The 12634-nt window shown below is 72.5% G+C and carries 6 protein-coding genes; 4 read left to right on the top strand and 2 right to left on the bottom strand.

From position 1 onward, the window contains the following. Positions 1-50: 50 nt before the first annotated feature. The 3 genes from CS0771_RS22655 to CS0771_RS22645 all read left to right on the top strand — a co-directional run bounded on the left by CS0771_RS22655 (position 51) and on the right by CS0771_RS22645 (position 7316). Positions 51-1466 carry a hypothetical protein gene (locus CS0771_RS22655; RefSeq protein ID WP_212842869.1) on the top strand — a complete coding sequence of 472 codons (1416 nt, stop codon included), beginning with the start codon at positions 51-53 and terminating at the stop codon, positions 1464-1466. A gap of 379 nt (positions 1467-1845) precedes the next feature. Beyond that, the gene (locus CS0771_RS22650; protein WP_212842868.1) at positions 1846-5478 is read left to right on the top strand and encodes a GTPase; all 3633 of its coding nucleotides are present in this window, start codon (positions 1846-1848) and stop codon (positions 5476-5478) included. Further along, entirely contained in the window at positions 5475-7316 is a 1842-nt protein-coding gene (locus CS0771_RS22645; RefSeq protein ID WP_212842867.1) for a GTPase, read from the top strand. The genes CS0771_RS22650 and CS0771_RS22645 overlap by 4 nt, the downstream gene beginning before the upstream one ends. A 61-nt stretch (positions 7317-7377) precedes the next feature. Here CS0771_RS22645 and CS0771_RS22640 read toward each other — a convergent pair whose 3' ends face one another. Next, positions 7378-9423 carry a hypothetical protein gene (locus tag CS0771_RS22640; RefSeq protein ID WP_212842866.1) on the bottom strand — a complete coding sequence of 682 codons (2046 nt, stop codon included), beginning with the start codon at positions 9421-9423 and terminating at the stop codon, positions 7378-7380. An 81-nt stretch (positions 9424-9504) separates the two neighbouring features. On the opposite strand from CS0771_RS22640, the gene CS0771_RS22635 reads away from it, so the two are divergent. Beyond that, positions 9505-10518, top strand: a complete 1014-nt coding sequence (locus CS0771_RS22635; RefSeq protein ID WP_212842865.1) for a hypothetical protein — start codon at positions 9505-9507, stop codon at positions 10516-10518. 35 nt (positions 10519-10553) lie between these two features. On the opposite strand, the gene CS0771_RS22630 is transcribed toward CS0771_RS22635, so the two are convergent. Next, positions 10554-12392, bottom strand: a complete 1839-nt coding sequence (locus CS0771_RS22630) for a hypothetical protein (protein WP_212842864.1) — start codon at positions 12390-12392, stop codon at positions 10554-10556. Positions 12393-12634 lie beyond the last annotated feature (242 nt).

The following is a 12634-nucleotide window of genomic DNA, read 5'->3' as shown; positions in this document are numbered from 1 at the left end:
ACCGCACCCGCGCCGGCCGGCGTTTGCCCGGGATACGTAGGCTGCGCGCCATGCATCGGACTGAGCTCGACGGGGTGACCGTCTCCTGGCAGGACGTCTCGGAGGACGTGCACGCGTCGCTGGTCTTCGGGGTCGGCACCCGCGACGAGGGCGTGGACCGGATCGGCCTCAACCACCTGGTGCAGCTGCTGGTGCTCGACGAGATCAGCAGCGAAGCGGACCAGCACACCACCTTCGTCGACACCGCGTTCACCGCCTCAGGCACGCCCGGCGAGGTCGCCGCGCATCTGGCCGAATGCTGCGCCGTGCTGGCCGACCTCCCGCTGGACCGGCTGGACGAGATCGCGGCACAGGCCGACCCGGGTGATCTGGTCGTCTCCCTCGGCCTGGAACTCGGCGACAGCTGCCGCGACCCGTGGGGTTCGCTGCTGGCGCGGCGCCTGGGCACCGCCGGTGCCGGGGTGGCCCGCTGGCCCGCCGTCCCCTACGCCGCGTTCACCGCCGACGAGGTGCGTGCACACGCCGCCCGGTTCTTCCACGCCGGCAACGCCGCGCTCGGGCTCAGCCGCGCACCGTGGCCCGGCCTGGAGATACCGCTGCCACCGGGGCCACGCCCCGACCACGACGCTGTCGCCGCCCGCACGGCTGGCTGGTACCACGACGAGGTCGTCGCACCCGGCATCGCGGTCACCGCCGCTGCGGGCCCGCTGGCGATGCTGGTGCTGGGCGTACTGCGTATCCGTGTGAACGACGCGCTCGACGAGGCTGGCTTCGACTGCTGGACCAACGAGTGGTCCACCCCCGTGTCCGCGTCCACGCTGGAGATCGGCCTCGGCGTGCACTACAGCGGCAAGGGCCGCACCCGCGACTCGGCGCTGGCGGCGGCGATCCTGTGGGAGCAGCTGCGGGGCATCGCCACCACGCCGCCCACGCCCGACGAGCTCGACGAGGCCATCGACTGGATGGCGGCTGAGGACGGGATCGGCCTGCTGCCGATCGAGGCGAAGGCATCGCTGCTCAGCCCGTCCGACGAGTTCGGCGCGGACGACATCGCGGCCGCACGGGGGCTGACGCCGCACGACGTCAGCGGCGCGGCCGCGTCGTGGCTCGGTTCGGCACTCGTGGTCGTGCCGACCGGCACCGAGGTCGACCTGGCCGGCCTGGCACGGATCGGGTGCCCCGTCGGCACCTTCGCCCCGCAGGGGAAGGTGCTGAAGCCCTCGCTGTGGCGCAAGCTGCGGCGAGGCGACGACGAGCACCTGGTGCTCGCCGACGACGCGATCCACCACGTACGTGACGGTGCGGTGCACAGCACCCCGTTCAGCGACGCGATCCTGGTGGAGCACGGCACCGAGGTGCTGCTCGGCAACGTCCGCCACGGCTGCCTGACCGACGTGACCGCCTTCGGCGCCGCGAAGACGATCGGCGTACGGCTGCCCGACCGCCGCTGGCGGATCACGCGGTGACCGCCGTACCGGTCTCCGCTCACCGTCCGGCCTGACGATCGACCGGCAGCGGTGGTAAAGGCCGGCATCACGCGCGGCACCGGTGCGGTCGGCTGCGTCGCCGGAACCCACGTCGATCGTCGGATACGGGCCGTTCCGCACCGCCCCACGTCGGTGAGCGGCCTGTCCGTCAGCGTATACGGACGGAGGTGCTCACGATCCGGATGCGATGCACAGTGCCACGAATGTGCGCGAAAGGGATGACTCCGGCGCCGAGCCGGGTCTGCGTGGGCTCCGCGCTGCGTCCTGTCGCACCGGTCGAGGAAACTGGGGCGCGCCTGATCTCAATCGGGTGTGCCTCATCAGGTGTGTGTAGATGGAGTGTGGTGGCGGTGCCCGCATGACTGATCCGGCAACGGCCCTAGGCGCAGCATCGGCCTCCGACAGCGGGGCGGAGTTCCAGCGAGCCTGCGCCGCGGCGGTGGCGCAGAGCCGCCCGGTCGCCGCCCGGCTGCGCGAGCTGGTGGCCCGCCTGGACGAGGACCTGTCCGCGGACGCGCTGCAGGACGAGGCCGGGATGCTGGCCGCGAAGACCGCCGCGGCATTGCGCGCCATGGTCACCGACCAGCTCGCCGACATCGACACGTTCAACGTGGTCTTCTTCGGGCGCACCGGCGCGGGCAAGAGCACCCTGATCACCGCACTGGGCAGGGGCGACGGCACGCTCATCTCCCCCGGCGACAACGATTTCACCACCGAGGTCGGCGCGCTGCTCTGGCAGGGCAGCCGGCTGGTCGACACCCCCGGCACCGGTGGCTGGGGGCGCACCGTCGACGCCGCCGAGTTGCACGAACGGGCCCGCGCCGCCGTGCGCACCGCCGACCTGGTGCTGCTCTGCTTCGACGACACCGTCACCCAGATCACCGAGTTCGCCGAGATCTCCCGGTGGGTCGCCGAGTTCGGCAAGCAGGCCATCGCCGTGCTCAACGTCAAGAACGCCCTGTGGCGGCAGCCGCCCCGGGTGCCCGACCCGGCGTTCCGCCGTCAGCTGTCCGACGCGGTGGCGCAGTCTGCGCTGTGGCTGCAGGGCCAGCTCGCCGAGATCGGCCTGCCCGAGGTCCCCATCGTCGCGATCAACAGCAGGCGGGCGGCGTACGCCCGGCTGCCGGAGAACTACGACGGCTACGACGCGACGACCTTCCGCAAGCACCGCCGGGACTACGGCGTCGCCAACCTGATGGCGTGGTCGCACGTCAACGTGCTGGAACGCCTGATGACCAGGGCGATCACCACCGACGCGGTCGGGCTGCGGCTGGGCTCGCTGTCCCGGCAGCTGGTGTCGCAGGCGTCCGGCGGGGCGCGGGAGCTCACCGAGCTGGCCGCCGACCTGCGTGGGCGTGCGGTCGTGGTGGAGCGAGCCATCGCGAAGGTGCTGTGGCTGTTCGGCGACGCGCAGCACCTGCACCACGCGGCAGGCGCGCAGGCGGTGCCCCCGGCCACCGCGCGGGTGCTGGCCAACCTGGAGGAACTGCAGCGGCGCAGCGGTCAGGCCATCTTCTCGGACCGGCCCGGGGTCGTCGTCGACTTCGTGACCAACCTGATGACCTCCCACTTCGGGCCGCTGGAACGCGACGCGCTGCGCCGCGCCGAGGTGCTCGTCGACGACGCCTTCGCCCGCAACCGGGTCATCGAGGGCGACGAGTTCGCCAAGACCGTCTTCCAGCAGCACGAGGTCGAGCTGGCAGTGCAGGCGGTGGCGGCGTCGTTCACCAGCCACCTGCGGCACCGCCTCGACGCCGTCGAGGCCGACCTCCACGTCAGCCTGCCCACGACCAGCACCTCCTTCGACGGCAGCGCGGGCAAGGGCCTGCAGACGGGCGGCAACTTCGTGCGGTACGGCACGGCGATCGCCGCCGCCGGCACCGTGGTGTTCCCGCCGATGGCCCTGGTCGGCATCGTCGGCGACATCGTCGGCCGCCGGTTCCGCAAGAAGGGAATGATCCAGAAGCGGGAGTCGCGCGCGGCGGCGCTGGCCCAGGCCCGGCTGGCGGTACGCGAGTACTTCCTGAACATGTCGCAGGAGGTGCAGGCCCGGCTGCTGCGCATCGCCTTCGACCAGGTCGTGGCCTCGATCAGCGAGCTGGTCCGGTCGGCGCTGTCCCTGCGCGCGCAGGAGCACCGGGCGCTGCACCAGGCCGAACTGCTCACCAGGGCGTCCGGCGAGATCGGGCCCACCGGGCTCGGGCGGCATGCCGTGTCGGCGGCGGTGGCCTCGATCGAGGCCGAGTACGCCGCCACCGGCCGCCCCGGCCGCCGGGTCTGGCTCGGCGACGACTGGGTCGACGAGACCCCAGGCGCCGCGGCCGACGACGGCTCCACCGGGCGGCCCTTCCCGGCCGAGCACCGGGTGGCGGCGGCCCGGGTGACCCAGACGGTACGCCGTGCCCGCCCGGTAGCGGCCGGATCCGCGCAGCGGTGGCTGCACACGTGGACCGGCAACGGCCACGACCCGGCCGCCGATCCCGACGCCGAGAACGCGCTCGCGCAACTGCGGGCCCTGCTCGCCGAGCAGGCACCCCGGGTCGCCGTGGTCGGCGAGCGGGGCACCGGCAAGACGGCGCTGGTACGGCGGATGGTGTCGCTGACCGGCGCGCCGGTGCGGGTGGAGACCGGCCCGACCTCGCAGGTGCACCACTATCCGTGGGAAGGCGTGACGCTGGTCGACACGCCACCGCTCGGCGATCCGCTCACCACCGGGGCACTGCACGACGCCGCGTTCATCTGGTACGTGCTCAGCCCCAACCTCACCGCCACCCCGCACCTGGCCGCCGTCATCACCGGCGATCCGGCGCACGGCGTCCTGTCCCGCGCCGACCGGGTCGTCTTCGTGATCGGGCACGCCGACGTGATGGGCGCCGACCCGGTCGAGTCACCGGAGGAGTTCGTGCGGCGCTGCCGCCGCAAGGAGGCAGAGCTGCTCAGCGAGCTGCACCGCATCCAGGGCCCGCAGGACCGGCCCATCGCCGCGGTGCAGGTGGTGAGCCTCGCCCCGGACCCGGTGACGGGTACCGGCCAGCCCGCCGACTGGGACGGCACCGAGGACTTCTGCGACGGCTGGCGCTCGTCACGGGCCTGGCTGATGCCGTCCGCCGTGGACGCCGGGGTGCTGCTGAGCGCCGTGGGCCGGCTGAGCGGCCTGACCGAGGCGGCGCAGCTGGCGAAGGCCACGGTCGAGGAGGAGATGGACGGCCTGCGCATGCTCCAAGCCGACCTGCGGCTGCGCCTGGAGAACGCCACCGCGCTGCGGTCCGCGGCCGCCGACCGGCTCGACTGGATCGTCACCGGCGCGATCCGCACCCACCTCGACCAGTGGGACGCCGCGACCGACAAGGAGGAGCAGGCCGCCATCGCCCGGCAGATCCTGCACCTGCACGAGCGGCCCGACGTCCAGGCATACGTCGACGAATGGGCCGCCGACACCCAGCGGCAGGTCGAGCACTGGGCGCAGGACATGGAGACCTTCGACCTGGGCCCCGCGATCCCGCACCAGCGCGACCCGAACCTGCGCCTGCAGGCCCGGTTCCTGCAGCGCGCCGCCGAAGCCTCGGTGCTGGGCCGGGCCGGCGGCGCGGTGGCCGGGCTGGCGAAGCTCAAGTCGGTGGGCCGGCTCGCCGGCAAGGGCAGCACGGCCGCCGCACGGTTCATCCGGATCGCGCCGTTCGTGCCGCTGATCGCGACCACTGCGGAGGATCTGCTGTCGACCGCGTTCCGCAAGCGCCGCGCGGGCGAACGCGAGCAAGGCGAGACGAGGCTGTTCGCCGACGCTCGGCAGTGGGTATCGCAACTGGTCGAGGCCCATCCCGGGTTGTCGTGGCTGTTGACCCAGGGTGGTTTGCTCGAGCAGGCGATCGAGGAGACGTCGCAGCGCCTGCGGGTGGACGCCGAGCAGGTCGAGGTGCTCGGCGCGAGGCTGAGCCGGTACGAGGACGCGCGGATTCTCGCGAACGAGCTACTTGGAGGAGAACACCGATGAGTACGGATTGGGTGCAGCGGCTGCGCGGGGCGATCGAGGCGGCCGCCGGGTCGCAGGCCATCGCCGACGCCGACACCGCGTGGCGTCAGGCCGACGACTCGGGCACGGTGCGGACCACCCTGGTGGGGCCGTGGAGCGCCGGCAAGTCGAGCCTGATCAAGCGGCTGCTCGTGGAGGACGGCAGCCCGATCCCGCAGTGGCTGACCGTCAGCGCCTCCCGGGAGACCTACGAGATCCGCGAGGCCGGGTCGGCCGGCTTCACCTATGTGGACACCCCCGGGCTGGGCAGTGACGAGCGGCGCCACGACCTGCTGGCGCTGTCCTCGGTCGCGGCGACGGACCTGCTGGTCGTCACGGTGACGCCCCAGCTGCTGGGCACCGACGTGGACCGGCTGACGGCGCTGGTGGACGGGACGGCGATCACCCCGTACGGCGGCGCGTTCTTCCCGCCCGGGGCGCTGATCGTGGTCATCGCCAAGGCCGACATGGCCGGCGTCGACCCGATCGACGACCTCGACGGCTTCCGGGCGATAGTCGACCGCAAGCGGTCCGCGGTGGTGACGGCGCTGCAGCGGCGCGTCCGCGGCGAGCTGCCGCCGATCATCGCGGTGGTGGCCGACCTGGGCGGGCAGCACGCCCGCAACCCGAACCCGAGCGCGGCGGCGTTCGCCGAGGGCCGGGAGTGGGACGGCGTACAGGCGCTGCGGGCGGCACTGGCCGCCGGGGACGCGCGGCGGCTGCGGGCGGCGGCGCAGGTGCGGCGCTGGGCCAGGACCGGCGCGCTCGCCCTGGAGCAGGCCACCGCGGCGGTGGCGCAGTCGGAGGACCAGCTGCGGCGGATGGAGGCCGACCGGTCCCGGGTGCTGGTGCTGGAGGAGGAGCTGGCGGCCGTCGACGCCGCGGCGGCGAGCCGGCTGCGCGACGAGATCCGCGACGAGATGCACAGCGTGATCATGCAGGGCGGGGTGGACTCGACCGAGCAGCTGGCCGAGAAGATCAGCGAACGGCTCGACTCGTCCGTCGCGGCCTGGCACACGGAGTCCACCAGCAAGCTGGTGGCGCTGGCCCGGCGCGCCCAGATCGAGCTGACCCCGGTCGCGGCCGGCGCTCTAGCGGCGAGCCCGCACGTCGAGCAGTTCGTCAAGCACGCGGCCATCCCGGGCCAGCGCGGGGCCGACGCTCAGCTCACCGACTTCGTGGCCAAGGGCCTGCTCCTGGCCGACAAGCTGCAGGAGCTGCGGCTGGGCGTCAAGGGCGCCGACGTGCCGCATCACCTGAACGAGTACCAGGCGCTGGTGGACCGGATCCACCCCGACGCGTACGCGCGAACGCTGTCGCTGCTTGGCATCGAGGGGGTGCTCACCGACCCGCGGTATGCGCAGGAGCTGGCGGGTCTGCAGAAGCACGAGGGCGTGAGCGACCTGATCTCCTACCTGCGCAAGCCGGGTGGCATCACCAGCCCGGCGCACGCGGAGAAGCTGAAGAACACCGCGCACGCGCTGCGGATCGCGGCGGACGTCGCGCCGGTGCTGCTGGAGCTGGTGCACATGCAGCAGCAGGAGCGCGCGTCCCAGCACCTGCGGGACAAGCGGGCGCAGCTGCAGCTGCAGGCCGACGGGGCGGCGAAGCGGCTCGCGGAGCAGATCCTGTCCGGCGGCGCGCAGGGCGGCGGCTGGCGGGGCCAGGTCGCCGAGCTGCGGGCGGCTATGCAGGCCGGGGCGCCGAGCGACGACGACCTGGCGCTGGCCGCGCAGCGGGGCCGGGAGCTGGCCGCGGCCCGCGACGGCCTGGACTCGGTGCTGCGCCGGCTGGCCGCGGCGCCGAGCCTGGAGGACTGAGGCGCGCGGGGCCTGCGCCTGTGCAGGTGCAGGCCCCGCGTCTCGTAGCCCGACTGCCGTGTCACCCGCCCACGGCCGTGAGCGCTGCCCGGCAGGCGCGGAGCAGGTGCTCGTCGTCGACGACCTGAGCCGAGCTGTAGCCGTCGGGCGTGGCGTTGTGTCGCCGTACGCGGGCGAGTTCGGCTTCGAGCAGCGGTTCGGCATTCGAGGCGGCCGGTCCCATGTCCGACCAAACCTGTGCGATCGCGGTGCGGGTGTGCGGGTTGGCGTTCCAGACACTCTCGAGTACGGGAGAGACCGCCGCCTCACCGGCGATGTGCCACAGGGCCCGTGCCGCGTCCAGCCGCAGCCAGCCATAGGGGTCTTTGCGGCGTAGCAGTTTGCGGACCTGGCCCGCATACCCGGCTGCCTGCGACCCCAGCCCCGCGAGCCCGGCAGCGGCGGCCCGCTGATCGTACTGATCCCCGGTGAGCAGCCTGCCGTAACAGGCCAATGCCGCCTCGGCGTCCCCGCCGACGGCATACAGGGCGTCGGCAGCCGCGACGGCGACCCGCTTGTCGGAGGCCTCGGCCTGCTCCCGTAGCCAGCGCATCGCCGGGGCCGCCGCCGGGCCGATGGCCCCGAGCGCCCTGACGACGGCGGTGCTCGCAGGCAGCTTCACCAGGTCCGGCACCGCGTCGGCGGCGGCCGAGCCCATTGCGGCGATCGCGTACGCGAGGTTGTCGCGCCGATCGTCCTTACGCAGCTCGTGCAGCCGGCGGCGGATGAGCGGCAGGAGGTGCACGGCCTGCTCGCCGTACCGGCCGATGAGCTGCCCGACGTCACGTGGCGGCTGACGCTGTTCGAGCGCCCATTGCAGCATCGGCAACGCCCGTGGATCACCGGTGCCGACCAGCGCTTTCAAGGCCGGTCCGACGGCCGGCAGGTCTTGCGCCCACTCCACGACCCACGGCAGCTGACCGCTCGCCCTCAAGTGGGCAGCCGTGCGCTGCGCCTGGGAGAGTGCCGCGAACAGGGCGTCGGCGGCCGGGCGGGCCAGCTCGCCCAGGTCTTCCAGCACGTGCGCCGCGCGGGACCGCAGCTCGGGGTGGCCGTCGTGCAGCTGTGCGCCGATCAGGACCACGATCTGCTCGTACGGTCCGCGCCAGCCGTTGATGAGGTTGCTCGCCGGGTACACGGCGTCGAGGCGGCGTTCCCAGTCCGGCGAGGCCAGCAGCGCCTCCAGGAGGGTGATGCGGTCGCTCACGCGGTCAGCCAGGCCGTTGCTGATCGCGCGCACCAGGCCGTCCGCCTGCGATGCGCGGCGGCCGACGGCTCCGGCTTCACGCAGCCGGCGCACCGACCCGATGAGGGTGTCGGTCGTGAATCCGGCCGGCTCGGTGGCCGGTGTCCCCCGCGTGTACACGGCGCCGAGCAGGTCCAGCGCGGTCTGCACCTGCACGGGTGGCAGGCCGGGCTGCGCGGGCAGCGGCGCCAGTCCGGTGAGCGCGGCCAGCCGCACCTGGACGTCCTCGTCGCGGGATAGCAGGTCGGCCAGCCATACGCCGATCTCCTGGGTGCCGGTGCCGCGCTGGGCGAGCACGGCGGCGCCTTCGACGATCGCCACCCGCACCGGCAGGTCCTCTTCCACCGCGAACCGGTCTCGCAACAGGCCCACGCAGTCGGCCGGCCGCGCGATGCAGACGGGCAGGACAGCGGGCACTGCGGCGCGGACGCCCGGGTCGGGATCACGGGCCAGCGCCGACCACAGCGGGTAGGCGTCCGCGACGGCCTCCCGCGCCTGCCGGTACAGCCCGGCCCCGGGCTCGGGACTGTCCGCGCCGCCGATGCTCGCGAGCAGTTCGATCACCTCAGCACGGCCCGGCCTGCCGGTGTCGGCGGCGATCCGCAGCAGGAACGGGATCACCGCGATCGTGCAGGCGTACACGTCGCCCTGGTGGTGGATGCCGCCGTACATCGCGTCGAGGGCGGTCTCCCGTGTCGCGGGATCGGCGTCGGCCAGCCCGCGTAGCAGGTCAGGCACCTCGACCGCCGGGCCGTACGCGTGCCGCATCCGGCCCCAGCGAACCTCGTCGACCCCGGCGACCAGCTCCTCACTGTCCATCACGCGGGGATCATGCCGCACCCCACCGACATACGACGCGACTCTTTGACAAAGAATGTCGGCGAGCCGGGGCACTATGCCCGGGTGGAGATCACGTGGGAACGCTGGATGGCGTCGGACGAAACCGAGTCCTGGGCGCTGGCGAATCAGATCGCCCGCCGGGTGGGCGCCGCGTCGGCCGAAGTCGGGCTGCACACGTACGCGGGTCGCCAGACCTGGACAGCGGTGTTCGATGTGGATGGAGTTCCGTTCGCGCTGGTGCCGGCGCGGCAGGTGCAGGTCGGGTACGACGCGGACCGCTTCTCTCCTACCGCGGACCAGGTCCACAACTATCGGGAGTCGGCCGAGGCGTTCGGAATACCGGACGACATCCGCGCCTACGTAGCCTCGCGTACCTCTGCGCTTCGGACCGTGTCGGTGCCGGCGCTGCTGGTCGCGGTCGAGGCGGTGCAGGCGGGGCTGACCGCGATGCCGGCCGACGAGCCGGCGGTGCTGCGCCGCGTCGACGAGCTGAGGCGAAGGGTCGCGGTGACCGGCTCGGCGATGCCGGAACACGTCGAGTGGGCGGGCTTCGGGCGGGCGGTGCTGGCGCCGGACGGCACGGTGCGGGCCGCCTGGATGTACGACACCCCGTCCTACGGCGTCGAGGTCGCTCGTCTGGCGGCGCTCGGTCAGCGTCTGCTCACGCCCGACGAGTGGGAGTACGCCTGCGGCGCCGGCGCGGCGACCCTGTTCCGGTGGGGCGACACCTATCCCGGCGACGTGAGGTCTCCGTTCTGCAGAGACGACATCTGCGCCTACACCTGCTCCGGCGTCGGCGACCCGTGCGCGGACCACCGGGACGGACCGCATCGCAGACCCAACGTGTTCGGCCTGGCGATCGGGCAGAACCCGTACCGCGAGGAGCGGACCGCCGACCCTGCCGTGATCTGCGGGGGAGACGGCGGATCGATGGTGTGCGGAGGTTCGGGCGGGTTCGTCTCCTGGCTCACTCTCGCGACCGCCTACCGCGACGCCGACTACGCCCGGTTCGTCCAGGACGAGGCCGAAGATCTCGACCAGATGCTGATACGTCCGGCCATCGTGGTGCCGGACTGATCAGGCCTGCTGGCTGGGCTTCTTCTTGTTCAGTGTCATGCTGCCCAGGCGAAGCCGAGCGCCTGGGCAGCCCCGGCGCTGCCACCGGCAAACCGCTGCCGGCGGCGCGGGTCGTCGTCGGCGAGCAGCCGCACGATCTCGTCGATCACAGTCTCGGGGTCGCCTGCCGGCAGTTCGATATCCGCGACGAACTGCACCCAGACGTCTTCCGCACTGGCGGGCCGTCGGGGATAGGAGTACGACACATGTACCCGGCCCTGGTCGTTCGGGCGTGCCTCCAGCCAACCGGCATGGCAATCCCATCGGCCGAGCACGTCCGGGTCCTCGCGTAGCCGTGCCCGCAGCAGGCGGGCGACGGCCCGGGCGGGCCATTCCCACGAGTGGTCGGTCTCAGCCCGGGTGATCTCTGCGTCGTACTCGGCAGCCCTGAAGCGAACGGCTGGCAGAGCGAGGCCGGACTGGTCAGGGTTGCGCCAGTCGCGCCAGATCACCTCGTCGCCACAGCGCTCGATCGTGACATACAGCGCGCCGCAGCAGCCTTCGGTGCAGTCGGCCTCGGCCAGGCGCACCTCGTGCGCTTCGGCGTCGGCACGCAGCCGGTGATCGGGCCCGAGCAGGTACTCAGGCTGCTCGGCGGGCCCGGCCGTGAACGCCTCGGCGACGATCGGACGGCCGTCCACGAAGATGCTCGTCTCGACAACGCCGCCGAGTCCCGGGTCCGGAACGGATACGCGGATCGCGATCCGGCTGTGCTCGTCGTCCATCGGTGACTCCGTCAGCGGCAGCTGCCCGCAGGTGGTTCTCACCAGCGCGGCCCACCGCGCCCGATGGCAGATCTCGGAATCCGTCGACCGCCCGGCGATGTCCAGGACGGCTGCCCAGGCGGGCTCGTCCAGCAGACGCTCGAGCACCGCCCGTACGCGACCCAGTTCACGGCTCGGCCATCCGAGCGTCGCGGCCTGGCCCACGTAGAGGTCCGCGAGCAGCGACACGATCATCGCGTACCTGTCGAACGTGGCGCTCATCATGTCGGCGGCCGCGGCGAACCCGGCCAGCGCGCCCGGCGCATCGGTGTACCGGCGCAGCTCGGCTTTGCCGGCACCGCGCAGCGTCATCGTCACCAGCAGCCAGCCGGCGTGCTCCACGAGGTCCTCGCTGATGTCGTCGCCGTCGAGCACCTCGGCGAGCCGGACCGTCTCGGCGATCGCCCGCGCGTTCGTCACGGACGGCCCACCGGGCCTGACGCCCTCGCGCAGCAGCCAGCCGAACGTCGCGGGATCACCGACGGAGCACAACGCGGTGACGGCGTGAGCGTGCCGCCACGGGTCCGACCGCTGGGCCAGCCACACCAGGTCCTCAGCAGCACCGGGGATGTGCTGGAGAACCCCCATGGCCGTCTCGCCGAAGTTCCTGCCCAGCAGGCCCAGCATCCGGACCGGGGCGGTGTCGCACGGCTCGGCCACGCCGTGAAGGAGGGCGAGCCCGACGGCCACCCTGCCGCGTTCCCGGCTGCGGTATGCCAGGGCCCGCCCGACCTCGCGCCGCCAGACCGGATCGAAGGACACCACCGCCTCGGCCAACAGCCAGGCGAACCGTGACTCCACTCGCAGCGATGTCAGCGCATCGGCCATGACCTCACAGGCGCGGTCCGCGGAAGGCTCGTCCTCGTAGATCGATGTCACAATGTCGATCACCTGTTGCCAGCGTGCGACACGCGGTTGGCCGGAGCGGGACAGGCCGGCGAAGTGGTCCTCGTCGGGATACGGCCGCCCGCCGCCGGGCAGCGGACCGTCCGGATGAGCGAGCTGCAGCATCGTGGCGTGGTCGAGCAGCGTACGTGGTTCGAGCGCCTCGCGCTCGCCGAGGTCGCTCACCGGATCGGAGAAGACTCGATTCTGATCGTCATGGCGACCACCCTGTCAGCTTCACCCGGCGTTGGCAATGTAATTCCGGAGCCACGTTAACCCTACGTAGAGGATCATTATAGGAGGTGAACTGCCGCTTCGGTGATCACCGCTCCCGACGGGCCGACTTCGTCGTGGGAAACCGGCTGGTCTTGCACGAGCAGGCGATGCATGACGCCGAGGACTGCCCGACTCGCGGCTGTCGCATCGAA

Source organism: Catellatospora sp. IY07-71 (assembly GCF_018326265.1).
In the GTDB taxonomy this organism is placed as follows: Bacteria; Actinomycetota; Actinomycetes; order Mycobacteriales; family Micromonosporaceae; genus Catellatospora.
Note: the sequence above shows the minus strand (reverse complement) of the source record. Positions and strands in the feature narration are given on the sequence as shown.

Excerpts from the sequence above, each read along its gene's own strand:
- CS0771_RS22655 (WP_212842869.1), top strand. The coding sequence starts at position 51 with ATGCATCGGACTGAGCTCGACGGGGTGACCGTCTCCTGGCAGGACGTC.
- CS0771_RS22650 (WP_212842868.1), top strand. The coding sequence starts at position 1,846 with ATGACTGATCCGGCAACGGCCCTAGGCGCAGCATCGGCCTCCGACAGC.
- CS0771_RS22645 (WP_212842867.1), top strand. The coding sequence starts at position 5,475 with ATGAGTACGGATTGGGTGCAGCGGCTGCGCGGGGCGATCGAGGCGGCC.